Source organism: Actinomadura sp. WMMB 499 (genome assembly GCF_008824145.1).
In the GTDB taxonomy this organism is placed as follows: Bacteria; Actinomycetota; Actinomycetes; order Streptosporangiales; family Streptosporangiaceae; genus Spirillospora.
The window spans coordinates 1,666,293-1,691,020 of the sequence record NZ_CP044407.1 but is presented as its reverse complement, the minus strand read 5'-3'; the positions used below and the strand labels follow the sequence as shown (position 1 = coordinate 1,691,020).

At 72.0% G+C, this 24,728-nt stretch carries 32 protein-coding genes; 21 read left to right on the top strand and 11 right to left on the bottom strand.

Features of this window, described 5'->3' with window-relative positions:
* Window positions 1–97 precede the first annotated feature (97 nt).
* Genes F7P10_RS07365 through F7P10_RS07340 form a run of 6 tightly spaced genes read right to left on the bottom strand, consistent with a single transcriptional unit; the run spans window position 98 to window position 2,095 of the window.
* A complete protein-coding gene (locus F7P10_RS07365; RefSeq protein ID WP_151008664.1) occupies window positions 98–319 on the bottom strand; it encodes a DUF397 domain-containing protein in 222 nt (73 codons plus the stop codon).
* A gap of 19 nt (window positions 320–338) precedes the next feature.
* Window positions 339–539, bottom strand: a complete 201-nt coding sequence (locus F7P10_RS07360) for a DUF397 domain-containing protein (protein ID WP_151008663.1) — start codon at window positions 537–539, stop codon at window positions 339–341.
* An 18-nt stretch (window positions 540–557) separates the two neighbouring features.
* Entirely contained in the window at window positions 558–779 is a 222-nt protein-coding gene (locus F7P10_RS07355) for a DUF397 domain-containing protein (RefSeq protein WP_151008662.1), read from the bottom strand.
* 18 nt (window positions 780–797) lie between these two features.
* On the bottom strand, window positions 798–1,007 hold the full coding sequence (locus F7P10_RS07350) for a DUF397 domain-containing protein (protein WP_151008661.1): 210 nt from the start codon (window positions 1,005–1,007) through the stop codon (window positions 798–800).
* A gap of 18 nt (window positions 1,008–1,025) precedes the next feature.
* Entirely contained in the window at window positions 1,026–1,238 is a 213-nt protein-coding gene (locus F7P10_RS07345) for a DUF397 domain-containing protein (RefSeq protein WP_151008660.1), read from the bottom strand.
* A 2-nt stretch (window positions 1,239–1,240) separates the two neighbouring features.
* Window positions 1,241–2,095: a helix-turn-helix transcriptional regulator gene (locus F7P10_RS07340; protein WP_254716737.1), complete on the bottom strand. Its 855-nt coding sequence runs from the start codon at window positions 2,093–2,095 to the stop codon at window positions 1,241–1,243.
* A gap of 177 nt (window positions 2,096–2,272) precedes the next feature.
* Between F7P10_RS07340 and F7P10_RS07335 the strand changes: the two genes are divergently transcribed.
* Entirely contained in the window at window positions 2,273–3,043 is a 771-nt protein-coding gene (locus F7P10_RS07335; RefSeq protein WP_151008658.1) for an ATP-binding protein, read from the top strand.
* A 32-nt stretch (window positions 3,044–3,075) separates the two neighbouring features.
* On the opposite strand, the gene F7P10_RS07330 is transcribed toward F7P10_RS07335, so the two are convergent.
* Both F7P10_RS07330 and F7P10_RS07325 read right to left on the bottom strand, forming a co-directional pair.
* Window positions 3,076–3,489: a nuclear transport factor 2 family protein gene (locus F7P10_RS07330; RefSeq protein WP_151008657.1), complete on the bottom strand. Its 414-nt coding sequence runs from the start codon at window positions 3,487–3,489 to the stop codon at window positions 3,076–3,078.
* Window positions 3,490–3,523: 34 nt separating this feature from the next.
* On the bottom strand, window positions 3,524–3,964 hold the full coding sequence (locus tag F7P10_RS07325) for a MarR family winged helix-turn-helix transcriptional regulator (protein WP_151008656.1): 441 nt from the start codon (window positions 3,962–3,964) through the stop codon (window positions 3,524–3,526).
* A 109-nt stretch (window positions 3,965–4,073) separates the two neighbouring features.
* On the opposite strand from F7P10_RS07325, the gene F7P10_RS07320 reads away from it, so the two are divergent.
* Window positions 4,074–4,562: a MarR family winged helix-turn-helix transcriptional regulator gene (locus F7P10_RS07320; protein WP_151008655.1), complete on the top strand. Its 489-nt coding sequence runs from the start codon at window positions 4,074–4,076 to the stop codon at window positions 4,560–4,562.
* A gap of 30 nt (window positions 4,563–4,592) precedes the next feature.
* On the opposite strand, the gene F7P10_RS07315 is transcribed toward F7P10_RS07320, so the two are convergent.
* Entirely contained in the window at window positions 4,593–7,073 is a 2,481-nt protein-coding gene (locus F7P10_RS07315) for a DNA topoisomerase (ATP-hydrolyzing) subunit A (protein WP_151008654.1), read from the bottom strand.
* Between the two features lie 114 nt (window positions 7,074–7,187).
* Between F7P10_RS07315 and F7P10_RS07310 the strand changes: the two genes are divergently transcribed.
* The 4 genes from F7P10_RS07310 (at window position 7,188) to F7P10_RS07295 (ending at window position 10,850) form a co-directional block, all read left to right on the top strand.
* The gene (locus F7P10_RS07310; protein WP_151008653.1) at window positions 7,188–8,351 is read left to right on the top strand and encodes a lactate 2-monooxygenase; all 1,164 of its coding nucleotides are present in this window, start codon (window positions 7,188–7,190) and stop codon (window positions 8,349–8,351) included.
* A 91-nt stretch (window positions 8,352–8,442) separates the two neighbouring features.
* Window positions 8,443–9,081 (top strand): ATP-binding cassette domain-containing protein, encoded by a 639-nt coding sequence (locus F7P10_RS07305; protein WP_151008652.1) that lies wholly within the window; start codon window positions 8,443–8,445, stop codon window positions 9,079–9,081.
* Between the two features lie 33 nt (window positions 9,082–9,114).
* Entirely contained in the window at window positions 9,115–10,248 is a 1,134-nt protein-coding gene (locus F7P10_RS07300; RefSeq protein WP_151008651.1) for a sensor histidine kinase, read from the top strand.
* Window positions 10,245–10,850, top strand: a complete 606-nt coding sequence (locus F7P10_RS07295; RefSeq protein ID WP_151008650.1) for a response regulator transcription factor — start codon at window positions 10,245–10,247, stop codon at window positions 10,848–10,850. Before F7P10_RS07300 ends, F7P10_RS07295 begins: the two co-directional genes overlap by 4 nt.
* A gap of 21 nt (window positions 10,851–10,871) precedes the next feature.
* Here F7P10_RS07295 and F7P10_RS07290 read toward each other — a convergent pair whose 3' ends face one another.
* Together F7P10_RS07290 and F7P10_RS07285 are read right to left on the bottom strand one after the other, a co-directional pair.
* The gene (locus tag F7P10_RS07290) at window positions 10,872–11,561 is read right to left on the bottom strand and encodes a class I SAM-dependent methyltransferase (protein WP_151008649.1); all 690 of its coding nucleotides are present in this window, start codon (window positions 11,559–11,561) and stop codon (window positions 10,872–10,874) included.
* A gap of 128 nt (window positions 11,562–11,689) precedes the next feature.
* Entirely contained in the window at window positions 11,690–12,226 is a 537-nt protein-coding gene (locus F7P10_RS07285) for a hypothetical protein (protein WP_151008648.1), read from the bottom strand.
* 789 nt (window positions 12,227–13,015) lie between these two features.
* On the opposite strand from F7P10_RS07285, the gene F7P10_RS07280 reads away from it, so the two are divergent.
* From F7P10_RS07280 to F7P10_RS07225, 15 genes are all read left to right on the top strand, one after another.
* Window positions 13,016–14,041: a methionine ABC transporter ATP-binding protein gene (locus tag F7P10_RS07280; RefSeq protein WP_151008647.1), complete on the top strand. Its 1,026-nt coding sequence runs from the start codon at window positions 13,016–13,018 to the stop codon at window positions 14,039–14,041.
* Window positions 14,038–14,694, top strand: a complete 657-nt coding sequence (locus tag F7P10_RS07275) for a methionine ABC transporter permease (RefSeq protein WP_151008646.1) — start codon at window positions 14,038–14,040, stop codon at window positions 14,692–14,694. The genes F7P10_RS07280 and F7P10_RS07275 overlap by 4 nt, the downstream gene beginning before the upstream one ends.
* Before the next feature lie 41 nt (window positions 14,695–14,735).
* The gene (locus tag F7P10_RS07270) at window positions 14,736–15,572 is read left to right on the top strand and encodes a MetQ/NlpA family ABC transporter substrate-binding protein (protein WP_151008645.1); all 837 of its coding nucleotides are present in this window, start codon (window positions 14,736–14,738) and stop codon (window positions 15,570–15,572) included.
* 93 nt (window positions 15,573–15,665) lie between these two features.
* Window positions 15,666–15,815, top strand: coding sequence for a hypothetical protein (locus tag F7P10_RS42080; protein ID WP_176611342.1), 150 nt, complete (start codon window positions 15,666–15,668; stop codon window positions 15,813–15,815).
* A 322-nt stretch (window positions 15,816–16,137) separates the two neighbouring features.
* Window positions 16,138–16,734, top strand: coding sequence for a hypothetical protein (locus tag F7P10_RS45345; RefSeq protein ID WP_368077460.1), 597 nt, complete (start codon window positions 16,138–16,140; stop codon window positions 16,732–16,734).
* Window positions 16,735–16,805: 71 nt separating this feature from the next.
* Complete coding sequence (locus F7P10_RS07260; protein ID WP_151008644.1) at window positions 16,806–17,756, top strand: STM4015 family protein; 951 nt, start codon at window positions 16,806–16,808, stop codon at window positions 17,754–17,756.
* A gap of 67 nt (window positions 17,757–17,823) precedes the next feature.
* Window positions 17,824–18,729 (top strand): STM4015 family protein, encoded by a 906-nt coding sequence (locus tag F7P10_RS07255; protein ID WP_151008643.1) that lies wholly within the window; start codon window positions 17,824–17,826, stop codon window positions 18,727–18,729.
* Window positions 18,726–19,655 carry a leucine-rich repeat domain-containing protein gene (locus tag F7P10_RS07250; protein WP_176611341.1) on the top strand — a complete coding sequence of 310 codons (930 nt, stop codon included), beginning with the start codon at window positions 18,726–18,728 and terminating at the stop codon, window positions 19,653–19,655. The genes F7P10_RS07255 and F7P10_RS07250 overlap by 4 nt, the downstream gene beginning before the upstream one ends.
* 27 nt (window positions 19,656–19,682) lie before the next feature.
* Window positions 19,683–20,141: a hypothetical protein gene (locus F7P10_RS42075; RefSeq protein ID WP_176611340.1), complete on the top strand. Its 459-nt coding sequence runs from the start codon at window positions 19,683–19,685 to the stop codon at window positions 20,139–20,141.
* On the top strand, window positions 20,114–20,428 hold the full coding sequence (locus F7P10_RS42070; protein ID WP_176611339.1) for a hypothetical protein: 315 nt from the start codon (window positions 20,114–20,116) through the stop codon (window positions 20,426–20,428). The genes F7P10_RS42075 and F7P10_RS42070 overlap by 28 nt, the downstream gene beginning before the upstream one ends.
* Window positions 20,416–20,649, top strand: a complete 234-nt coding sequence (locus F7P10_RS42065) for a hypothetical protein (protein ID WP_176611338.1) — start codon at window positions 20,416–20,418, stop codon at window positions 20,647–20,649. The genes F7P10_RS42070 and F7P10_RS42065 overlap by 13 nt, the downstream gene beginning before the upstream one ends.
* Window positions 20,646–21,755, top strand: coding sequence for an STM4014 family protein (locus F7P10_RS07240; RefSeq protein ID WP_151008642.1), 1,110 nt, complete (start codon window positions 20,646–20,648; stop codon window positions 21,753–21,755). Before F7P10_RS42065 ends, F7P10_RS07240 begins: the two co-directional genes overlap by 4 nt.
* A complete protein-coding gene (locus F7P10_RS07235) occupies window positions 21,748–22,548 on the top strand; it encodes an STM4013/SEN3800 family hydrolase (protein ID WP_151008641.1) in 801 nt (266 codons plus the stop codon). The genes F7P10_RS07240 and F7P10_RS07235 overlap by 8 nt, the downstream gene beginning before the upstream one ends.
* Window positions 22,545–23,870, top strand: coding sequence for an STM4012 family radical SAM protein (locus tag F7P10_RS07230; RefSeq protein ID WP_151008640.1), 1,326 nt, complete (start codon window positions 22,545–22,547; stop codon window positions 23,868–23,870). The genes F7P10_RS07235 and F7P10_RS07230 overlap by 4 nt, the downstream gene beginning before the upstream one ends.
* A complete protein-coding gene (locus F7P10_RS07225; protein ID WP_151008639.1) occupies window positions 23,870–24,718 on the top strand; it encodes an STM4011 family radical SAM protein in 849 nt (282 codons plus the stop codon). The genes F7P10_RS07230 and F7P10_RS07225 overlap by 1 nt, the downstream gene beginning before the upstream one ends.
* The last annotated feature ends 10 nt before the right edge of the window (window positions 24,719–24,728 follow it).

The following is a 24,728-nucleotide window of genomic DNA, read 5'->3' as shown; positions in this document are numbered from 1 at the left end:
CGATATGAACCCTAGGCGCGGATGCCGGGATCCCGGTTGGTGCCCCGGTCCGCGATCGGGTGAGAGGGCCGGGGCGTCCGCGCCCGGTGGCCGGGTCTCAGGGCAGGTCGTGGGCGCCGGTCTTGACGGCGGCGAGGAGCGCCGACCAGGCGCTTGGCGCGACGATGAGCGTTGGGCCGTCCGGGTCCTTGGAGTCTCGGACGAACCAGTGTCCGGGGGCTTCCGCGACCTCAACGCACTCCGTTCCTCCGCCCTGGGAGCAGCTGCTCTTCCGCCACTGGGGGGACAGGGGACAGACGGGCTTCCGAGGCTTGGTCATGGATCCCTCGCAGGGTTTGTTAGTGCAGGTCGTGGTGTCCTTGCTTGATGCGGGCGAGGAGGGAGGACCAGGTGTGTGGGGTGACGGGGAGCGTCGCCCCTCCCGGGATCTTGGAGTCACGTATCGCGCGTTGCCCGGAGATCTCCGCGACCTCAACGCAGTCCGCCCCCTGCGCTGAACGGGAACTCTTACGCCATGTAAGGGGAGGGGACTGGGACATGGCTGCTCTCCCCGGCGGTCAGCGGATGTCGCGGGTTCCGGTCTTGATGGTGGTGAGGAGGGTGGTCCAAGCGCTCGGTGTGAGGGTGAGCCGGGGCCCGTTCGGATCCTTGGAGTCCCGGACTAGGTACTGTCCGGGAATCTCCGCGACCTCCACACAATCGTCGCCCGCAGGCTGGGAGTAGCTGCTCTTCCGCCACCAAGGCGACGATGGACAAGTGGGCTTCCGAGGCTTGGTCATGAATCCTCGCAGGGTTTGTTAGTGCAGGTCGTGGTGTCCTTGCTTGATGCGGGCGAGGAGGGAGGACCAGGCGTGTGGAGTGACGGTGAGCATGGACCCGTGCGGATCCTTGGAGTCCCGCACCGCCCGCCGCCCGTAGCCGTCCGCAATCTCAACACAGTTCGCCCCCTGCGCGGAGTGGGAACTCCTGCGCCACGCATGGGGGGTAAGGGCAGAGGACGGGGACATGCCTGCACTCCCTGGCGGTCAGCGGATGTTGTGGGTGCCGGTCTTGATGGCGGTGAGGAGCGTCGACCAGGCGCTCGGAGAGACGGTGAGCGTTGGGCCGTCCGGGTCCTTGGAGTCTCGGACGAGGCAGGCGCCGGGAGTCGTCGCTAGTTCGACGCACTGGCCGTTGGCCTGAGTGTGGCTGCTCTTGCGCCAGGTGAGAGAGGTTGCGCTGGCGGGGGATCGATACATGGCTAGCACTCCTCCGCAACTTTGGAGATCAGCTCAAGTGATTCGACCGGGCCGATCGCCTTGGCCGTCAGGTATGACCACGCCAAGTTGCATGTCCGTATTTCTTCAGGTTTCTCCAAATATAGATCGCCAGCGATGGTTTCGATGTAGGGGATCGGCTCCGATGCTTCGGCGAAGCGAATGATCGCGAACGAACCAGCGGTGCCCGGGTGGGCCCCGGCCGCCAGTGGCAGCACCTGGACTTTGACTCGGGGAAGTCTGGCGCGTTCAAGGATATGGCGCAGTTGTGTGCGCATCACGCTCGGGCCGCCGACGAGGCGGCGAAGGGCGGCCTCATCGATGATGAACCACAGGCGGGGCGATGGGGTGACAGTCAGCAGCGTCTGTCGTGCCATCCGGACTTCGACGCGTCGCTCGATCTCCTCTTCGCTCATCTCTGTCAGGGTGCCTGACATCATGGCTCGCGCGTAGTCGGCGGTCTGGAGGAGGCCGGGTACGGACAAGGGCTCGAAGTTTAGGACTTCGGACGCCTCGGCCTCCAAGCCGATGTACTCGGCGTACTGAGGCGGGAGCACATCGCGGTAAGCGTGCCACCAGCCGCGTTGTCGGGCTTCCTTGGCGAGGTCGACCAGCTTGTCGCGATAGTCACCCGGACCGATCTCATAGAAGTCGAGGAGGCGTTTGAGGTCTTTGAGTTGAATGCCACGTGCGCCCGTTTCGATACGACTAATCCAGGGTTGGCGAACATCCATCGCCTCGGCCACCTGAGCGTTCGTCAGTTGACGGTCGCGTCGGATCTTCCGTAGTTCGCGCGCAAGCAGCCTGCGGCGAAAGGTCGGGCTGTGCTCTCGAGACATCAACACCTCACTCTATGGCTTGTTCTCAAGTCCCTGCTGGACATTGCCTTGAGGAATTATTCCAAAGGACTTGTGCCATCATCCGTGCTCGTGGATAGTCCCAGCTATCACAGTGTGCAAGTGGCCGATGACTCTCGGTCCGGCTGCTTGGCGGCAACCGATCGCGGGGTGGTCAGGATGTGGCAGACGCCAGATGGGGCGGCGCTCGTGCGGCGGGGCGGGTGCGCCGTGCGGACGTTGCCGGTGGACGGGACGTGCGCCGGGACGGCTCGCGGGTTCGTGCGGGACGTCCTCGCGGGGCTCCGGCTGCCGGACGTGCTTGTCGAGGACTCGGTGACGATGGTGTCCGAGCTGGCGGCGAACGTGTTCGTCCACTCGCTGGGCGGTCGCGGTCTGAGCATCACGCCGACGGCCGGGCTGCCCGAGGTCCGGATCTACGGGCGGGAGAGCGGGACGGAGCTGGTGGTGAAGGTCTTCGACTCCGGGTCGTGGATCGGGGCGTCGCCCCGTGGGGCGCTCCGGCCGGACGCCGGGGCGGAGAGCGGGCGGGGGCTGGAGATCGTCGACGCGTTGGTGCGGGAGCACGGGGGCAGGTGGGGGCTTCATCGGAGCCGGTCGTCGCTGGGGCTCGCGACGGTGCCGGGGAAGGTCGTCTACTTCGGCCTGCCCGCACCGGCCGGGTGCCTGCCGGTGGCTCCGGGGAACGACTGCCGCCGGGCCGCGTGGGAGCTTGGGCGGGTGCTCGCGGCGCGGGGGATCGGGCGCACGCACGTCAGCGCGGGGTGGGGGATGGCCGTCCTGTCCGTGCGCGCGGGGATCACCGCGTGGGTTCGGGACGGCACCGTCTCCGTGACGCTGCCGCCGGTGGGGACGCGCAAGTTCGCGGTGACGGACCTCGCCGATGTCGCTGAGGAGATCGTCCGGTGCGGGGAGGACCTGGACGCGTGAGGGGCCGGTGTCACGGCCGGCCCCTCACGCGGTCAGTACTCGCGGGTCCAGGCGGGCGTGACCTGCACGTCGCGGAGGCGCCAGCCCGCCGCCGTCCGAGCCGCGGTGAAGCGCTGCCGCAGGCCGCCGGTGAAGTGGGGCGCCTGGCCGTCGCGGTAGTAGTACACGGTCGAGTTCGCCGACGCGGAGGCCCGGTCGCCGTCGACGTCCACCAGCAGGTCGGTGGTCGTGTGCTGGGTGTGCTCCCCCTCGACCTCGCCCTTGCGCATGAAGTCGACGACCTCGCCGATGCCGCGGAGTTCGCCCCCGCGGGGCGAGTGCACGGCCACGTCCTCGGCGAAGACGGTGGCGGCGTCGTCCCACCGCTTCTCGTCGAGCAGGAGCGCGAAGCGGGCGAGCAGGTCGGCGATCTCCATGCGGTCGGCGATCTGTGTGTTCGTGGACATGACATCCTCTTTCGTTGGACGGCAGGGGTGAGGTTCAGCGGGTGGCCAGCACTGCGTTGGCCCTGTCCAGGACGGTGCTCAGGACGCGGCCCGCGGCGTCCAGGTCCTCGGCCGGGAGGTCGCCCCACAGTTCCTGGGTGATGGGGCCGATCGCGGCGCGGACCCGCGTCCAGCGCGCCTGCCCTTCGTCGGTGACCTGGACGCGGCCGTCGCCGCCGTCGCGCAGGAGTCCGGCGGTGGTCAGCTCGGCGATGCGCTCGGCCACCGACGCCTCGCTGAACTGCGAGGCCTTCCTGACCCGGCGGATGAGCTCGGACCGGTCGACGGACCCGCCGCCGACCACGGTCAGCGTGAGGGTGACCCACTGGGGCTCGGTGATGCCGGTCCCGGCGAGTTGCCGGTCCAGGATCGCGTTGAGCGCCTTCTCGGTCTGGCCGATGAGCGCGGTACCGAAGGGCGGGGTCGAGTTCGTCATGACGATCTTCCGTTTCGTTCGCTTGATTAACGTTCATCTCACTAACGTTTGTGCCGTGAACGAATTTATATCGTTAGTCCCACTAACGCAAGTGGGTAGGATCGGGGGCATGAGCAGAGCCGAAGCCGCGGACATGCCCGACGACGGGATCAGGACGCCGGAGAGGCTGCGCCGGCGGGCCAGCCGGCTGCTGTCACACCTGTCCGCGCAGTCGGATCGGCTGACGACCGAGGGGCTGGCCGAGGTCGACGCCCACAAGTGGCACTACGCCGTGCTCGCCTCGTTGCACGAGTTCGGGCCGGGCAGCCAGGCGACGCTGAGCCGGCGCACGGGCATCTACCGCAGCGACATGGTCGGCGTCCTCAACGAACTGGCCGGGCGCTCTCTCGTCGAGCGGGCGCCCGATCCCGGCGATCGGCGCCGCAACGTCATCACGATCACCACCCAGGGACGCGCGCGGCTGCGCTGCCTCGACAAGGTTCTGGACGATCTGCACGAGGAACTGCTCGCCCCGCTGCTGCCTGACGAACGCGACCGGTTCGTCCAACTGCTCACCCGCCTGCTGGACCACCACACGCGGCAGGCGCCCCCTACGTGAAAGGGCCGGGCCTCGCGGCCCGGCCCTCCGTCACGCCCCGGAGTCGTCCGGGGGCGGGCCCAGGGGGCCGCTGATGGTGGTGATGGTCGTGTCGAGTTCGTCGCCCGAGCCGTCGCGGCGGCCGAGGGGGGCGTTGAGGTTGGCCGGTTTGCCGCCCGGCCCGGCGGCCCGCAGCGGCGTCAGGGCCGCCCACGCCTGGAGCAGGACGTCCTCGCCCTTGAGGAACCGGTGCGACCGGACGCCGCCGGTGGCCCGGCCCTTCGACGGGTAGTCGGCGAAGTCGGCGATCTTGATCGCTCCGGTCTGGGTGCCCGGCAGGGCCGAGGACGAACCGGAGATCGTGATCACGCGCGCCTCGCGGGCCGGGTCGATGGCGCCGAACCACAGGACGCGCGCGTCCTCGCCCAGCTTGATGCCCGCCATGCCCCCGGCCATCCGGCCCTGCGGGCGGACGAGCGAGGCGGCGTAGTGCAGCAGTTGCGCGTCGCTGGTGATGAAGACGAGGTGTTCGTCCTCCGATTGCAGCTGGACGGCGCCGATGACGCGATCGTCGTCCTTGAGGGTGATGACCTCGAACTCGTCCCGGTTGTGCGGGAAGTCGGGGACGACGCGTTTGACCACGCCTTGGGCGGTTCCGAGGGCCAGGCCCCCGCCGACGTCGTTCGGGGACGCGATCGCGACGATCGTCTCGTCCGGTTCGAGGTCGACGTACTCGGTCACCGGGGCGCCGCCCGCGAGGGACGGGGGCGTCGCGGTGGGCGGCAGCGTCGGCAGGTCCACCACCTCGATCCGGACCATCCGCCCGAGGTTCGTCACCGCGCCGACCTGCCCCCGGACGGTCGCGGGGACGGCCGAGAGCAGGACGTCGTGCTGGGCGCGGGGCCCGCTGTCGGGCAGCGGCGACGCGTCGTGCGTGCGGGCCAGCAGGCCGGTGGAGGACAGGAGCACGGTGCACGGGTCGTCCGCGACCTGGAGCGGGACGGCCGTCGCGGCCGTCTGGCCGGAGGCTTCGAGGAGGACCGTGCGGCGGGGCGTCGAGAACTCCTTGGCGACCTCGCCGAGCTCCTTGGAGACCAGGTTCCGCAGCTTGCGCTCGGATTCGAGGATCGCCGTCAGCTTCGCGATCTCCTTCGCGAGCTGCTCCTTCTCCTTCTCCAGTTCGAGCCGGTCGAAGCGGGTCAGCCGGCGCAGCGGCGTGTCGAGGATGTACTGCGACTGGATCTCCGACAGCTCGAAGATCTCCATCAGCCGCTGCTTGGCCTGCGCGGCGTCGTCGCTCTCCCGGATGATCCGGATGACCTCGTCGATGTTGAGCAGGGCGACAAGGAGGCCGTCGACGAGGTGGAGGCGGTCCTCGCGCTTCTTGCGGCGGAACTGCGAGCGGCGCCGGACGACCTCGATGCGGTGGTCGACGTAGACCTGCAGGAGGTCGCGGAGGCCGAGGGTGCGGGGCTGCCCGTCGACCAGGGCGACGTTGTTGATGCCGAAGGTCTCCTCCATCGGCGTCAGCTTGTACAGGTCGGCGAGGACGGCCTCGGGGTTGAAGCCGTTCTTGATCTCGATGACCAGGCGGAGGCCGACGTTGCGGTCGGTGAGGTCCTTCAGGTCGGCGATGCCCTGCAGCTTCTTGGCGTTGACCAGTTCCTTGATCTTGGCCTTGACGCGTTCGGGCCCGACCGCGTACGGGAGCTCGCTGACGACGATGCCCTTGCGGCGGGGCGTGACGTTCTCGATGGTCGTGGTGGCGCGGGTGCGGAAGGTGCCCCGGCCCTTCTCGTAGGCGTCGCGGATGCCGTCCAGTCCGACGATCTTGCCGCCGGTGGGCAGGTCGGGCCCGGGGACGAACTTCATGAGCTCGTCGAGGGTGGCGTCGGGGTGGTCGATGAGGTGCCGCGCGGCGGCGACCACCTCGTCGAGGTTGTGCGGGGCCATGTTGGTGGCCATCCCGACGGCGATGCCGGACGCGCCGTTGACCAGCAGGTTCGGGAACGCGGCGGGCAGGACCTCCGGCTCCTCCTCCTGGCCGTCGTAGTTCGGCCGGAAGTCGACGGTGTCCTCGTCGATGGTCCCGACCATCTGCATGGCCTCGCGGGTCATCCGCGCCTCGGTGTACCGCATGGCGGCGGGCATGTCGTCGCCGCCGAGCGACCCGAAGTTGCCGTGCCCGTCGACGAGCGGCATCCGCATCGCCCAGCGCTGCGCCATCCGCACCATCGCGTCGTAGATCGCGCTGTCGCCGTGCGGGTGGAGCTTGCCCATGACCTCGCCGACGACGCGGGCGCACTTGACGTGCCCGCGGTCGGGACGCAGCCCCATCTCGTTCATCGAGTAGAGGATGCGGCGCTGGACGGGCTTGAGCCCGTCGCGCGCGTCCGGGAGCGCCCGCTGGTAGATGACCGAGTAGGCGTACTCGAGGAAGCTGCCGCGCATCTCCTCGGAGACATCGACGTCGACGATGTTCTCTTCGAAGTCCGGCGGCGGGGGAGGGGCTTGGGATCCGCGTCGTGCCATGCGCCTTATTGTGGCCGGTCCCAGAGACAGTTGTGCACATGCCACCCGGAGATCGAGGATACGTTCGCCGATCGACGGTGCCGGTGGCACCGGACTACGCGAGGAGGACGCTTCGTGAGCGGGCTGGCCGACTTCCAGAACTCGATCTATTTGCAGGGCCTCGGTGACGTCGTCCCGCCTCTGCCCACCGACCTCACGAAACTGGAGGGCCTGGCAGAGCGCGCGCTGTCGGCCCAGGCGTTCGGCTATGTCGCGGGCTCGGCCGGAAGCGAGGCGACCGCGAGGGCCAACCGGGACGCGTTCGACCGCCGCAGGATCGTCCCCCGGATGCTCCGGGACGTCGCCGAACGCGACCTTTCGGTGACCGTGCTCGGCACCGCGATGCCGTCCCCGGTCCTGCTCGGGCCCATCGGCGTCCTGTCGATCATGCACCCGGACGGGGAACCGGCGGTGGCGCGCGCGGCGGCCGCCGAAGGCGTCCCGATGGTGCTGAGCACGGCGGCGTCCCACCACATGGAGGACGTCGCGGAGGCCGGTGGCGAAGGGCCGCGCTGGTACCAGCTGTACTGGCCCAAGGACCGGGACCTCGCCGTCAGCTTCCTCGAGCGGGCCAAGGCCGCAGGCTACACCGCGCTGGTCGTCACCCTCGACACGTTCACGATGGCGTGGCGGCCCCGCGACCTCGACCAGGCGTACCTCCCGTTCCTGCGCGGCATCGGCGTCGCGAACTACTTCAGCGACCCCGTCTTCCAGCGGGCGGTCGGCGGGCCCGTCACCGCCGCCAACCGCGACATGGCGCTGCTGCACTGGGTCGCCAACTTCGGGAACCCGTCGCTGACCTGGGACGACCTGCGGTTCCTCCGCGAGCACTGGGACGGCCCGATCGCGCTCAAGGGCATCCAGCACCCGGACGACGCGCGGGCGGCCGTGGACGCGGGCATGGACGGCGTGATCGTCTCCAACCACGGCGGCCGGCAGGTGGACGGCGCGATCGCGTCCCTGGACGCGCTCCCCGGCGTCGTCGACGCGGTCGGCGACCGGACGACCGTGCTGTTCGACAGCGGGATCCGGACGGGCGCCGACGCGGTGAAGGCGCTCGCGCTCGGCGCGAAGGCCGTCCTGCTGGCCCGCCCGTACGCCTACGGGCTCGCGCTGGCCGGGCAGGCCGGCGTCCAGCACGTCCTGCGCTGCTTCCAGGCCGAGATGGAGCTGACGATGGCGCTGGCCGGGATCTCCCGGCCCGAGCAGATCGGCCCGGAGATCCTCGCCGGGCCCTGACATTCGTCACGGGTCGCCCGTGGGTTCGTCATGGCCGATTCCTGATGCCCGTGACTGCACGCCCGCGCCCCGCGCGGGAAGCATGGACGGCATGAAGGCACCCGTGATCGAGGTACGCGGCCTGGAACTGGACGGCGCCGCCCGCGACGTCGCGTTCACCGTGGCGTCCGGCGAGATCTACGCGGTGCTCGGACGGTACGGCGCGGGCAAGACCGCGCTGCTGGAGGTGCTCGCCGGGCTGCGGCGCCCCGCGGCCGGGACCGTCCGGGTGCACGGCGCCGACCCGTACGCCGACCGCGGCGCGGCGCGCAGCGGCGCCGTCTGGCGCGACGGCGGACTGTTCCCCGGGCTGACGGTCGCCGAGGTCGTCGACACGTGGCGGCGCTGGACGCTCGACCCGCTCACCCGCGCGGACGCCCTGGACCGTGTCGGCCTCGCGGGCGCCGCGGCCGTACCGTTCGAGCGGCTGGACCAGGGGCAGCGGCGGCGGCTCGACCTGGCGCTCGCCCTCGTCGGCCGCTCCGACCTGCTGCTCCTGGACGAGCCCACGGCCGGGCTCGACACGGCACCGGCCCGCGAGGTGCGGGCGGTGCTGCGCAGCCTGGCCGCGCACGGCACGACCGTCGTGCTCACCACCCGCGACCCCGGCGAGGCGTGCCGCGCCGACCGGGTGGGCGTCCTGGACGAGGGGCGGGCGCCGGCCGGCCGCGGCCCCGCCCGCGCGGCCTGACCCGGTCGCGTGGCGGGCACGTACGCTGGGCGCGTGCAGCCCTGGATTCCGCGGCCCACCGTGATCGCCGCGACGATCGTGGGGATGACGGTCCTCACGCTGAGCGGCTTCATGGTGCCCGCGCTCTGGAACGAGGCCGTCGGGGCGCGCGACGCCGCCGGGTTCACGTTCGGGTTCCTGGGGGTCGCGGCGGTCTTCGCCGGGTACGCGCGGCTGCTGTGGCTGAACCTGATGCGCCGCACCCGCCCCGCGCACCGGCTCGGGCTCGCCGCGATCGCCGCGGCGTGCTGGACGGCGCCGCTGCTGGGCGTCGACCAGGGGTGGGGCAACGCGCTGCTCGTCCCGTCCGGGTTGATCGCGGTGGTGCTGCCGGTGCGCGAGGCCGTCCCGGTCGCCGCGGCCGCGACCGTCCTGACGCCGGTCTACGGGGTCCTGCTGGGCCTGCCCGCGCTGACCGTCCTGTACGAGGTGACGGGCGTGCCGCTCGGCGCCTTCTCCGGATACGTCACGGTCTGGCTGTTCCATGTGGTGCAGGAGCTCCGGGAGGCGCGGGCCGAGCTGGCCCGGTCGGCGGTCGGGGAGGAGCGGCAGCGGTTCGCGCGCGACCTGCACGACGTGCTCGGGCACAGCCTCCAGGCGGTGGCGTTGCGCGCCGAGGTCGCCGAACGGTTCCTCGACCGCGACGGCGGGCGCGTCCGTAAGGAGCTGGCCGAGATCCAGCGGATGGCGCGCGACTCGGTGCGCGACGTGCGCGAGGTCGTCCGCGGCTACCGGGCGACGTCGCTGGCCGCCGAGCTGGACGGCATGTCGGCGGTGCTGCGCGCGGCGGGGATCCGGTGCGAGCCGCCCGCGGTGTCGCCCGCGCTGCCCGCGCACGTCCACGAACCGCTCGGCTGGGTCGCGCGGGAGGCCGCCACGAACGTCCTGCGGCACTCCACCGCGACCTGGTGCGAGATCAGCGTGCGGGCGGACGGCGGCGGCGTCCGCGTCGAGATCGTCAACGACGGCGCCGCGCGCCGCTCCGCCGGGGACGCCGGCAGCGGCCTGCCGGGGCTCGCCGAGCGGATCGCGGCGGCGGGCGGCGAGTTCCGCGCCGGGCCGGACGGGGACGGGACGTTCCGCGTCACGGCCGCGCTGCCCGCCGCGCCGGTGGAGGGAGACCGATGATCCGGGTGCTGCTGGCCGACGACCACCTGCTGATCCGGGAGGCGCTCGTCCTGCTGCTGGAGACCGAGGACGGCATCGAGGTCGCGGCGGACGTGGGCCGCGGCGACGAGGCCGTCGACCGGGCGCTCGCGCTGAAACCGGACGTCGCCGTCCTCGACATCGACATGCCGGGGCTGGACGGCCTCGCCGCCGCCGAGCGGCTGGCCCGCGACCTGCCCGCCTGCCGGCTGGTGATCGTCACCGCGCACGGCCGCCCGGGCAACCTGCGCCGCGCGATGGCCGCCGGGGTGCGCGGGTTCCTCGGCAAGGACGCGCCCGGCGCGCGGCTCGCGGAGGTGATCCGGCAGGTCGCGGGCGGGGCCCGGTACATCGACCCGCAGCTCGCGGCGGACGCGCTCGCCGCCGAGGAGTGCCCGCTGACCCCGCGCGAGCTGGACGCGCTGCGCGCGGCGGCGGACGGCGCCCCGGTGTCGCGGATCGCGCGCGGCCTCGGGCTGTCGGAGGGGACGGTCCGCAACTACCTGTCGGCGGCCGTGACCAAGCTCGGCGCCGACAACCGGCACGCCGCGGTCCGCGCCGCCCGCGACCTCGGCTGGCTCTGACGGAGGCTCTGACGGGGCGGGTCAGCGGCGGGCGACGACCAGCGCGCCGCGCTTGGTGACGGGGCGCGGCACCGGCACCCGGGCGGCGGCGTCCTCCGCGTCCGCGCGGGCGACCCGCCGCGCGATCAGGTAGTCGCGGACGGCGGCGCGGTGCGGGAGCGTGATCAGCGGGGCGTCCCAGCGTTCGACCTCGACCTCCCCGAACACCGCGCAGACGAGCGCAGGGGCGTCCTCGGCGTCGAACGCGGTGTGCGGCGGGCGCCAGACGGGGGCGAGTTCGGGGCTGTCGGCGCGGCTGATCGCGGCCGCCAGCAGCAGCCCGCCGGGCGCCAGCACGCGCCGCGCCTCGCGCAGCGCCCGGACCGGATCGTCCAGGTGGTCCAGCATGTTCACGGCCGTGACCGCGTCGAACGCCCCGTCGCGGAACGGCAGCCGCGCCGCGTCGCCGCGCACCTTCGGGCCGGGATGGGTGCGCAGCAGCGCCGCGGACACGTCCAGGCCCGCGACGCGGAACGGCGGCGGGCCGGGCAGCGCGGCGTTCAGCGCGCCCTCCCCGCACCCGACGTCCAGGACGCGCGACGCGCCCGCCGCCCGCAGCTTCGCGGCGACGTGATCGTGCAGGCTGCGCGCGCCGATCAGGTAGCGGCGGGTCACCCGCGTGGCGAGTCGGAAGCGTTCGGGATCGGCGTCGTAGTCGGGTGTCACGGCCATGCCGGGAGTCTGCCCGGCCCGGGACGCGCGGAAGCGTCGCCGCGCGGTCAGGCCCGTATGGTCAGGCCGTTCGATCAGGTCGTGTGGTCAGGCCGGTGCCGTCACGCCCGTGGGGACGTGTTGCGCGGTCAGGCTCGCGTGGTCAGCCCGGCGGGCGCGAGGTCGAGCGTGTCCAGCACCGAGCCGTCGGCGGCGAGCGCCTCCACGACCGGCGCGCGGCGGGCGCCCCACACGACGGCGACGTGCCCGTGCCCGGGGACCTCGAGCAGGCGCTTGCCCACCCGGACCCGCGCGACCTCGGCGGACGCGCGCAGCCGGGCCTCGCTCACCCACTTGGCGCCCCACGGCAGCAGCCGGTTGGCGTTGCGCACCGTCCGGCCCGAGCCGTACTTCTGCAGGTGGCGCCCCATCTCGCCGGACGAGCGGCGGGCGAGGGGCTCCTCGGGGGCCGAGCCGGCCGCGCCGCCGATCTCCATCCACTCGCCGTCGCGCTGGTGGAACGTCCAGCCCTCGATGAGTGGAACGGTCCCGCCGTCGCCCCACTGGAGGAAGGTGACGACGGCGACGTCTCCGTCGCGGTCGACCCCCAGCGGAAGGAAGTCGCATCCGTCGTCGGCGGGCTGGGGGCGGGGTCGGGCAGGCCGTCCCGTAGGAGCCGCAGGCACTCCTCGTGCACCGTGTGGTCGTACATGTGCGGGACCTCTGATCATGCGGGCGGGGTCGCGGATGGAACGTCCGGGGCGGGCGTCGTGGGGCAGGGTCGTGCAGGTGGAGCGTGTTGTGCAGGGCACGAGGCCCCCGTGCGGGAGTAGAGGGCTCCGGCGCCTGCATCACTCTAGAGGTCCGGCTCGTCTGGTTTCATCCGGTGAGCCCGCCCACGTCAGCGCTTCGCAAGCCGTCCGTCACCAAATCGTTGTTCGAATGGCGATGTGGGGGTTTGTGACGATCCTCTCCGACTGTGATGGTGCTCACGTGGAGTGTCCCCTCGATCGCCGAATGTTCGGCGGTGGCGAGGTTCATGGGCTTTGCGCCTGATTTGCGTCATCAGCATTTCGCGGATTAACTGCTGACATGACCGCCGTACGCCCGTGCCCCGAGCACCGCCCGCAGGCGTCGCGGGCCCCGCGGTGTGCGCGCTGCCGTCGAATGTGTGACCACTGAGGGCCCCTGCCTGAGCCTCGCGCCCCGAAGCGAGCGAACGCCGAACCCGAGTCGCACATGATCATCGAACGCCATCTGCTGAGCCACGCCCCGTACCCGCCCGGACTCGCCTGACGGGACCCGGGCGAACGCCCGCGCGACCGAGCGTCCGCGCAGCCGGCCGGCCGGCCGGTCGCGCCCCGCGCCGCGTGGCACGCGCACGCACCTCCCGTTCGTCCTGTTCAGTCCGATCCGCACCATCCGCTCGCCTCGCCGCCCCTCCGGCGGCGCCTGTCCGCACGGGTTGATTCTCTGTGATCCAGATCGAAGAACTCCGAAAGGTCTACCGCGCCCGAGGACGCGAGGTGACCGCCGTCGACGGCGTCGACCTCACCGTCCGCGAGGGCGAGGTGTTCGGCGTGCTCGGCCGCAGCGGCGCCGGGAAGAGCACGCTGCTGCGCTGCGTCAACCTGCTGGAGCGTCCCGACTCCGGACGCGTCCTGATCGACGGTTCGGACCTGCTGGCGCTGCGCGGCGCGGGGCTGCGCCGCGCCCGCCAGGGCATCGGCATGATCCACCAGCACTTCGGCCTGCTCGGCAGCCGCACCGTCGCCGGGAACGTCGCGTTCCCGCTGGAGGTCATGGGCGTCCCGCGCGCCGAGCGGGCGGCGCGCGTCGCCGAGCTGCTGGACCTCGTCGGGCTCACCGAGCACGCGAGGGCGTACCCGGCGCAGATCTCCGGCGGGCAGAAGCAGCGGGTCGGCATCGCGCGGGCCCTGGCCGGACGCCCGAAGGTGCTGCTGTCGGACGAGGCGACCTCGGCGCTCGACCCCGAGACCACCGCCTCGATCCTGGAACTGCTGCGCGACCTCAACCGGCGGCTCGGCCTGACCGTCCTGCTGATCACCCACGAGATGGACGTGGTCAAGCGGATCTGCGACTCGGCCGCCGTCATGCACGCGGGCCGGTTCACCGAGTCGGGCCCGGTCACCGAGCTGCTCGCCCGTCCGGGCTCGGAACTGGCCCGGGGGCTGTTCCCGCTGCCGCCCGCCGAGCCCCGCGCCGGATCCACCGTCGTCGAGGTCACCTTCGTCGGCGGCGCGACCGAGGAGCCGTTCGTGTCCGCGCTGGCCCGCAAGTACTCGGTGGACGTCAACATCCTCGGCGGGGCCGTCGAGACGATCGCCGGCGAGCGCGTCGGGCGCCTCCAGCTCGAGCTGCCCGGCGAGCCGTCGGTGAACGCCGCCCAGCTCGCGTTCCTGCGCGAGGCGGGCCTGTCCGTCGACGTCCGGACCTCCGACCCCGCCGAACCTCTGACCGCCGAGGAGGACGCCCGATGACCTGGGACGAGGTCACGCCGCTGCTGTGGCCGGCCACCTGGGAGACGCTCTACATGACGGGCGTCGCCACCCTGTTCACGGCCGTGTTCGGGCTGCTGCTCGGCGTGCTGCTGGTGGTCACCGAGCGCGGCGGGCTGCTGCCCGTGCCGCCGGTCAACAAGGTGCTCGGCGTCGTCGTCAACATCGGGCGGTCGCTGCCGTTCCTGATCCTGATGGTGGCGATCATCCCGTTCACCCGCGCCGTGGTCGGCACCAGCATCGGCAACGAGGCGGCGATCGTCCCGCTCACGATCGGCGCCATCCCGTTCTACGCGCGGCTCGTCGAGATCGCGCTGCGCGAGGTCGATCCCGGCGTGATCGCCGCGGCGGACGCGATGGGCGCGACGCGCCGCGAGATCGTCCGCAAGGTGATGCTGCGGGAGGCGCGGCCCGGCCTGGTGTCCGGGCTCACCGTCACCGTGATCGCGCTGATCGGCTACACCGCCATGGCCGGGACGGTCGGCGGCGGCGGGCTCGGCAACCTCGCCGTCGTCTACGGATACCAGCGCTTCGAGACGGGCGTCATGGTCGCGACCGTCGTGCTGCTCATCGTCCTGGTCCTCATCATCCAGGCGGTCGGGGACTTCGTCGCCCGCCGCCTCACCCACCGCTAGAGACCCACGCAACAGATCCACGCTAGAGAAAGGCACTCGTCGTGCTCCGCAAGTTCTCCGTCGCCGTCGCCTCCCTCGGGCTGCTCGCGGGCCTGACCGCCTGCGGCCCGTCCGGCGCGTCCGACGACCCGGACGCGCCGCTGAAGGTCGCGGCCACGCCCGTCCCGCACAGCGAGATCCTCCAGTTCGTCAAGGACGAGCTGGCCGCCGACGCGGGGCTCGAGCTGGAGATCGTGACCTTCAACGACTACAACCAGCCCAACACCGCGCTGGTGGAGCAGCAGGTCACCGCCAACTACTTCCAGACGATGCCGTTCCTGGAGGAGTTCGAGAAGAAGGCGGGCGACGACCTGGAGTGGGTCGCGCCGGTCCACCTCGAGCCGCTCGGCGTCTACTCGGAGAAGGTCGAGGACCTGAACGCCGTGCCGCAGGGCGCGACCGTCGCCGTCCCGAACGACCCGGCCAACCAGGGGCGCGCGCTGAAGCTGCTCGCCGACAACGGCCTGTTCACGCTGAAGCCGGACGCGCCGACGAGCGCCACCGAGCAGGACATCGCGGACAACCCGAAGGAGCTCGAGATCAAGCCGCTCGAGGCCGCGCAGCTTCCCCGCTCGCTGCCCGACGTCGACCTGGCCGTCATCAACGGCAACTTCGCCATCGAGGCCGGCCTGACGCCGAAGGACGACGCGCTCGCCGCGGAGGAGGCCGAGGGCAACCCCTACGCCAACGGCGTGGTGACGCTGCCGGAGGACAAGGACGACCCGCGCGTGCGGAAGCTCGTCGAGCTGCTGCAGGGCCCGGAGGTCGCGAAGTTCGTGGAGGGCAAGTACGACGGCTCGGTGCTGATCGCCACCGGAAAGGCGCCCGCCACCTCCTGATCATCGGCCGCTGAACCCGCGTTCCAGTGAATCGCGGCGATTTGTCCGCCCGTCCTGATAGGACAGGGCGGACAAAATCGTTTTGGGGGAGCCTTGGGCATCTGGGAGCAGCAGAAGACGTACGCGGATCTGCCGGTGTTCAGGTTCGATCAGGGACGTCTCGACGCCGACGCGCAGGGATTCGCGGAACTTCCGTCCCCCGGGAACGCGGCGTGGTGCGTGGCGACCGAGGTCTCGGAATGATCCGCGATCCCCTGGAGGAGTACGCAGACCTCCCGGTGGTCCGCTTCGGCGCCGCCGACGCGGTCCCGGCCCCGCCCGACGGACGGGTCGCGTGGAAGGTGGCGACCGCGTTCGAGGGGGAGCCGTTCGCCGACGTGTGGCGGCGGTTCCGCGAGACCGTCGACACGGCCGAGGTGACCGCCCTGGTCATCGGCTACTGGGGCGCCGGGTACGACAAGGGGTACACCTACCCGGTCCCGCTCCTCGTCGAAGCGGCCGCGTCCTTTCCGAAACTCCGGCACCTCTTCCTCGGCGACATCATCCTCGAGGAGTCGGAGATCTCGTGGATCAAGCACGGGGACATCTCGCCGATCTTCGAGGCGTTCCCGAGCTGGAGTGCCTCGAGGTGCGCGGCGGCGACGGCCTGGTCCTGGAGCCGGTCGAGCATGAGTCGCTGCGGGTGCTGCGGTTCGAGTCGGGCGGGCTGCCCGCGGGCGTCGTCCGGGCGGTCGGGGCGTCCGAGCTGCCGAACCTGGTGCAGCTCGACCTGTGGCTCGGCGACGACGTGTACGGCGGTGACGCGGCCGTCACCGATCTCGCGCCGCTGCTGTCGGGCGAGCGGCTGCCGTCGCTGCGCCACCTCGGGCTGGAGGACTCCGTGCTGCAGGACGAGATCGCCGCGGCGGCCGCGGGCGCCCCGGTCGTCGCCCGCCTGGAGACGCTGAGCCTGGCGATGGGGACCCTCACCGACCGGGGCGCCGAGGCGCTCCTGGCGGGCCAGCCGCTCACGCACCTGCACGAACTCGACCTGTCCTACCACTACCTGTCCGAACCGATGATGGAGCGCCTGCGGGCGGCGCTCCCCGGCGTCGAGGTCGATCTGGACGGCGGACGGGACGAGGAGGACGACGGCGGGTTCTTCGTCGACGTCGCGGAATGACCGGAACCGGTTCGATCGCCGCCACGTCTCGATAGGGCGGCCGAGCGCATTCACTAGGAGAACTTCAGGACATGTGGGAAATCAACGGCGGGTACACAGGGCTGCCGGTGTTCAGGTTCGATCACGAGCGGCTCGACGGCGAGGCGGAGGGGCTCGCCGCGCTCCCGCCCGCCGCGGAGGCGGCCTGGTGCGTCGCGAGCGCGTTCGACGAGGCGCCGTGGGACGAGGTGTGGAAACGGTTCTGCGAGTCGGTCGACACCACCGAGGTCCGGGCACTGATCTTCGGCTACTGGGGCGCCGACTACGACTCCGGCGTCACCTACCCCGTGCCCCTGCTGGTGGAGGCCGCCGCGTCCTTCCCGAACCTGCGGTCCGTGTTCCTCGGCGACATCGAGTCCGAGGAGTCCGAGATCTCCTGGATCAACCACGGCGACATCACGCCGATCTTCCGGGCGTTCCCGGAACTGGAATGCCTCGAGGTCCGGGGCGGCAACGGCCTGGTCATGGAGCCGGTGGAGCACCGCGGGCTGCGGATGCTGCGGTTCGAGTCCGGTGGCCTGCCCGCCGGCGTCGTCCGGGCGGTGGGAGCGAGCGACCTGTCGAACGTGGAGGTGCTCGAACTGTGGCTGGGGACCGAGAACTACGGCGGTGACGCGACCGTCGCCGATCTCGCGCCGCTGCTGTCGGGCGAGCGGCTGCCGTCGCTGCGCCACCTCGGGCTGGAGAACTCCGAGCTGCAGGACGAGATCGCCGCGGCGGCCGCGGGCGCGCCGGTCGTCGCCCGCCTGGAGACGCTGAGCCTGGCGATGGGCACGCTCACCGACCGGGGCGCGGAGGCGCTGCTGTCCGGGCAGCCGCTCACCCACCTGCGGAAACTCGACCTGCACCACCACTTCATGTCCAAGGCGTTGATGAAGCGCGTCGACGCGGCCCTGCCCGGCGTGGACGTGAACCTCGACGACCGCGAGGAGCCGGACGAGTTCGACGGGGAGACCTGGTTCTTCATCGAGGTGTCGGAGTGACCGGCGCCGGCGCGAGTCGTCCGTCCCCCCTGGTAGTACATGGCGGACGGAACAGGAAAGGGACGGCATGATCGGCGAGAACCTGGAGCGGTACGTCGACCTTCCGGTCGTCACGTTCGAGGACGACGACGATGAGGCGCCCGCCGGGCCGGTGGCGTGGCGGGTGGCGACGGAGTACGACGAGGAGCCGTTCGGCGACATCTGGAAACGGTTCTGCGAGACCGTCGACACGACCGCCGTGACCGCGCTGGTCATCGGCTACTGGGGTTCGGACTACGACGAGCACGAGGATTACCCGGTGCCGCTGCTCGCCGAGTCGGCGGCGTCGTTCCCGAACCTGCGGTCCCTCTTCTTCGGCGACATCACGTACATGGAGTCCGAGATCTCGTGGATCGTGCACGAGGACATCACGCCGCTGTTCCGCGCGTTCCCCGCGCTGGAGCGGCTGGACGTCCGGGGCGTGGGCGATCTCTCGCTGGATCCCATCCGGAGCGAGTCGCTGAAGGTGCTGCGGTTCGAGTCCGGCGGGCTGCCCGCCACGGTCGTCCAGGCGGTGATGGCGAGCGACCTGCCGAACCTGGAGCACCTCGACCTGTGGCTCGGGACCGAGGACTACGGCGGCGACGTGACCGCCGCCGACCTCGCGCCCGTCCTGTCCGGAGAGCGGTTCCCCGCGCTGCGGCACCTCGGGCTGGAGGACTCGGTCGTCCAGGACGAGATCGCCGAGGCGGTCGCGGGTGCGCCGGTGGTGGCGCGGCTGGAGTCGCTGAGTCTGGCGATGGGCACGCTGACCGACCGGGGCGCGGAGGCGCTCCTCGCGGGCCAGCCCCTCACGCACCTGCGGGAGCTCGACCTGAACCACCACTTCATCTCCGAACCGATCCAGGGACGGATCACGGCCGCCCTGCCCGGCGTCAGGATCAAGCTGAAAGAGGCGGCGCGCGACGAGCCCTACGTCGAAGTGTCGGAATGAACGACGAACGCCTGGAGGAGTTCGACGGCCTTCCCGTCGTCGAGATCGAGGGCGGGATCGAGGCCGACGTCGAGCGGCTCCCCGCCCCCGGCGACGCGGCCTGGGGCGTCTACCCCGGCGCACGCGGGTGGACGTCCTTCGACGCCGGGCACGCGTTCGACTGGCTGCTGGAGAACGTCGACACCACCCGGATCACGCACCTGGTCATCGGCTGGTGGGACGGGCCGGGCGCGCCAGGGGAGATCGCGGCGCGGGCGGACGTGTTCCCCCGCCTGCGCGCGCTCTACCTCGGGGACATCCCCGAGCAGGAGATCTCCTGGATCGGCCACGGCGACATCTCGCCGATCTTCGCCGCTTTCCCCGAGCTGGAGCGGCTCGAGGTCCAGGGCGTCGGCGATCTCGGTCCGGAGCCGGTGCGGAGCGAGTCGCTGCGGGTGCTGCGGTTCGAGTCCGGCGGGCTCCCGGCGGGCGTGGTGCGGGCGGTGGCGGCGGGCGACTGCCACGGCTCGAGCACTCGAACTGTGGCTCGGGGACGACGAGTACGGCGGCGACGCGACCGTACACGACCTCGCGCCGATCCTCGCGGGGAGCGGCTGCCCGCGCTCCGGCACCTCGGCCTGCAGGACTCGGTCGTCCAGGACGACATCGCCGAGGCGGTGGCGGGTGCGCCGGTGGTGGCGCGGCTGGAGTCGCTGAGCCTGGCGATGGGGACGCTGAGCGACCGGGGCGCGGAGGCGCTGCTGTCCGGGCAGCCGCTCACCCACCTGCGGAAACTCGACCTGAACCACCACTTCATCTCCGAACCGCTGATGGAGCGGATCAGGGCGGAGCTGCCGGGCGTCGACATCGACCTCGGCCTTCCGGGCGGCGAGACCCTCGGCGACGGATGGCCGCCGGACGGCTTCTACGTCGCGGTGTCGGAATGATTCGGGCGAACAGGGCAAGGGGCGAGCATGGAGATCGATGAGCCGACGATGGAGATCGATGAGCCGCTGACCGAGTACGGGGGGCTTCCCGTGGTCACGTTCGACCCCGGAAAACCCGGGATGGGTGCCGCCGGGGCCGGCGCCGGTGAGGTCGCTTGGCGCGTCGCCACCTTCTACGAGGGGCCGAAGTTCGCCGACCGGTTCGCGCGGTTCGTCGAGACGGTCGACACCGCGGCGGTCACCGCGCTGGTCATCGGCTACTGGGACATGGAGCCGCTGCCGGTGGAGGCGCTGACCGGAGCGGCCGCGTCCTTCCCGAACCTGCGGGCGCTGTCGTCGGCGACATCGACATCGAGGAGGAGGCGCACCTCTCCTGGATCCAGCACACCGACATCGCCGGTGCTGCGCGCGTTCCCGGCCTGGAGCGGTTCGAGGTCCGCGGCGCGGAGGGCCTGGAGTTGTCGCCGTTCCGGAGCGACGTCCTGAAGGTGCTGCGGTTCGAGTCCGCCGGGCTCCCGGTGGGCGTGGTGCGGGCGGTGGCGGCGAGCGAGCTGCCGGACCTGGAGCACCTCGACCTGTGGCTGGGCGTGGAGTTCCGCGGCGGCGACGCGACGATCGACGATGTCGCGCCCGTCCTCGACGGGGAGCGGCTGCCGTCGCTGCGGCACCTCGGTTTCCAGAACACCCCGATGCTGGACGAGCTGGCGGCGGCGCTCGCGTCCGCGCCGGTCGTGGCGCGGCTGGAGTCGCTGGCCCTGGCGTGGGGACGCTGACCGACCGGGGCGCGGAGCCGCTGCTGTCCGGCCAGCCCCTCACACACCTGCGGAAACTCGACCTGGACGGGCACTACCTGAGCGAGGCGATGCAGGACCGGCTCGAGACCGCGCTGCCCGGCGTCGACCTCGCGCTCGCCCCCTCGATCGACCACACGGGCGAGGAGTTCCCCTGGGAGGACGCGGAAGACCGGGGCCTCTACATCGCGGTGCAGGAATGACGGCGCCCGGAACCGCGGGGTTCGCCGTCGTCGTGACGCCGGGCGACCGGCGAGCCGTCCTGTTCGCCGAGGCGTGCCGGTCGTGCGGCCTGCCCGAACCCCGGATCGTCCCCTGGACGGACGTGCTGCGCGGCGGCGACCTCGGGTTCGGCCTCGGGTTCGGCTCCGGTGAGCTGGTGCGCATCGATTCGCCCGGCGAGGACGCCGAGGCGGACGCGCTGCTGCGCGGCCCCGGCGATCCGACGCGGGTCGGCGGCGGGGCCCGCTGGTACCGGACGTTCACCGCCGCGCTCGGCCGGATCGGCGCGGCGGCGTCCGCGGCGGGCGCCCGGATCGCGGGCGACATCGACGACATCGCCGTCATGTTCGACAAGCGGCCGTCGCACGCCCGGATGCGGGCCGCCGGGGTGCCGGTTCCGCCCGCGCTGCCCGGCGTGCGCGACTACGCCTCGCTGCGGGACGCGATGGCGGACGCGGGGGAGCGGCGGGTGTTCGTCAAGCCCGCGCACGGGTCGTCGGCGTCCGGGGTGGTGGCGCTGCAGACCGCGCCGGGCGGCCGGATCCGCGCGATCACCTCGGCGGCGACGACACCGGACGGCCTGCGCAACTCGCTGCGCGTGCGCACCTACCTCGGCGAGCCGGAGATCGCGTCCCTGATCGACGCGCTCGCGCCGGACGGCCTGCACGTGGAGCGCTGGGTGCCGAAGGCGTCGATCGGCGGCCGGACGTTCGACCTGCGCGTCGTCGTCATCGGCGGCGAGCCCACGCACGCGGTCGTCCGGACCAGCCGGCACCCCATGACCAACCTGCATCTGGGCGGCACCAGGGGAGACCTGGAGGCCGTCCGGCGCGCGCTTGGGGCCGACGGGTGGGACGAGGCCATGGACGTGTGCGCGCGGGCGGCCGCGTGCTTCCCCGGCAGCCCGATGGTCGGTGTGGACCTGCTCGTCCTGAACCGCATGCGGGGCTTCGCGGTGTGCGAGGTCAACGCGTTCGGTGACCTGCTGCCGCGCCTCACCGGCCTCCCGGGCGGCGCCGCCGAGGGCGTCGACACCTACACCGCGCAGGTCAGGGCCGTGCTCGCGGAGAGCGGCGCCCATGCGTGACATGAACCGGATCATCGGCACCCACGACGTGCTGCTGGTGACGCTCGACACCCTCCGGTACGACGTGGCCGCCGAACTCGCCGCGGCGGGGGACACGCCCGCGCTCGTCCGGTACCTGCCGGACGGGCGCTGGGAGCGGCGGCACACGCCCGGCAGCTTCACCTACGCCGCGCACGCCGCGATGCTCGCCGGGTTCCTGCCGACTCCGGCCGCGCCCGGCCCGCATCCCCGCCCGTTCGCCGGGGCCTTCCCCGGCAGCGAGACGACCGCGCCCGGCACCTGGACGTTCGACGCCGCCGACCTGCCGTCCGGGCTCGCCGCCGCCGGCTACCACACCGCCTGCATCGGCGGCGTGGGGTTCTTCAACAAGCGCACGCCGCTCGGCTCCGCGCTCCCGTCGCTGTTCGCCGAGAGCCACTGGGAACCGGAGTTCGGCGTGACCGACCCGGACGCGCTGCCCAACCAGATCGCCCGCGCGGCGGACGTGGTGGCCCGGCTGCCGCCCGAGCGGCGGCTGTTCATGCTGGTCAACGTCGCGTCCCTGCACCAGCCGAACTGGTTCTACCTGGACGGCGCGTCCCGGGCGGACGGCGACACGCGCGCGAGCCACGCCGCCGCCCTGCGCCACGTCGACGCCCACATCGGGCGCCTGTTCGCCCTCATGCGCCGCCCCTGCCTCGTCATCGTGTGCTCCGACCACGGCACCGCGTACGGGGAGGACGGCCACACCGGGCACCGCATCGGCCACGAGGTCGTGTGGACCGTTCCGTACGGAGAGTTCGTTCTGCAGTGACCGCATCCAGCACCGCGACCGGCGTGTCCCCCTATCAGGGATACGTCTACGCGTATCCGCACAAGACCGCCTACCGCCCGCTCGACCCCGCGCCCTCCCTGTGGGACGTGTGGGCGGGCGAGCCGCTCGACGCGCTGTTCCTCTACCTGCACATCCCCTTCTGCGAGATGCGGTGCGGGTTCTGCAACCTGTTCACCCGGACGGGCGCGCCCGAAGAGCTCACCGGCGCCTACCTGGACGCGCTCGACCGGCAGGCCACGGCCGTCCTGGACGCCCTGGACGGTGCGGGCGGCGCGGCCGGTGCGTCGTTCGCCACCACGGCGTTCGGCGGCGGCACCCCGACGTACCTCACCGCCCCCGAACTCGAACGGCTCTGCGACATCGCGGGACGATTTCCCGGATTCGGGTCGGGACCGCTCGGCGTCGAGACGTCCCCGGCGACCGCCACCACCGACCGCCTGACCGTCCTGGCCGAACGGGGCACCACGCGGATCTCCATCGGCGTGCAGAGCTTCCTCGACGACGAGGCCCGCGCGGCCGTCCGCCCGCAGAAGCGCGCCGAGGTCGAGGCCGCACTGGACCGCATCCGCGCCGTGGGGTTCCCGACCCTCAACATCGACCTCATCTACGGCATCGACGGTCAGACCCCCGCAACGTGGCTGCACTCCCTCGACTCCGCTCTTGCGTGGCGCCCAGAGGAGCTCTACCTCTACCCCCTGTACGTGCGCCCGCTCACCGGACTCGGACGCCGCGCCCACGACTGGGACGACCAGCGCCTCACCCTCTACAGGCTCGGACGCGACCACCTCCTGGCCCAGGGCTACGAACAGGTGTCGATGCGCATGTTCCGGCTGCCCGGCGCGTCCGCGAACGGCACGGAGTACTGCTGCCAGACCGACGGCATGGTCGGCCTCGGCTGCGGCGCCCGCTCCTACACGACCCGCCTGCACTACTCGTTCGAGTACGCGGTCGGCGCGTCCCAGGTCCGCTCGATCATCGACGACTACGTGCGCGAACCCGACTTCGGCACCGCGCGCGTCGGGTTCACCATGACCGAGGACGAACGCCGCCGCCGACACGTCCTCCAGTCCCTCCTGCAGGCGGACGGGCTCGACCTCGCCTCCTACCGCGCGCGCTTCGGCGGCGACCCGTCCGCGCACTTCCCGGACGAACTCCGCACGTTCGGCGAGCGCGGCTGGCTGGAACCGTCCCACGAGACCCTCCGGCTCACCCCGGAAGGACTCGCCCACTCCGACGCGATCGGCCCCGCCCTGTTCTCCGGATCCGTGCAGTCCCTCATGGGCACCTACGAGGCGCGCTGATGGACCACCTGACGATCCTTTACCGTGGCCCCCTGGCGAGCTGCGACTTCGACTGCCCGTACTGCCCGTTCGCAAAGCGCCGCGACACGACCGAACAGCTCCGCGCCGACCGCGCCGCCCTCGAACGCTTCACCGCCTGGGTCACCGCCCAGGACCACCCGGTCTCGGTCCTGTTCACGCCGTGGGGGGAAGGTCTCGTCCGCTCCTGGTACCGGCGCGCCCTGGTCGAACTGAGCCACGTCCCGCACGTGGAGCGAGTCGCGATCCAGACGAACCTCAGCCACCGCGTGTCCTGGACGTCCGACGCCGACCCGTCCCGCCTGGCACTCTGGGCCACCTACCACCCCGGCCAGGTGCCCTACGAGCGGTTCCTCGGCAAGTGCCGCGACCTGCACGCGCGCGGCGTCCGCTACAGCGTCGGCGTCGTCGGGCAGCCCGAGCACCTCGACGCCGCCCGCCGCCTCCGCGCCGACCTCCCCGCAGGCACGTACCTGTGGATCAACGCCGCCGAGGGTCGCGCCTACGACGACGCGGAGGCCGCCGCCTGGACCGAGCTTGACCCCCACTTCCCCGTCAGCCGCCACCCGCACCCCAGCCGGGGGCGCGCCTGCCGCACCGGCGACACCGTCGTCTCGGTGGACGGAGACGGCACCGTGCGCCGCTGCCACTTCGTCCCGTCCGTCCTCGGCAACCTCTACGACGGCACCTTCCGCGCCGGCCTCGGCCCGCGCCCCTGCCCCCTCGCCACCTGCGACTGCCACATCGGCTACGTCCACCTCGAACCGCTCGGCCTCTACGACACCTTCGCGGGCGGCGTCCTCGAACGCATCCCCGCCCTGCTCGCGTGACGGCCCTGCT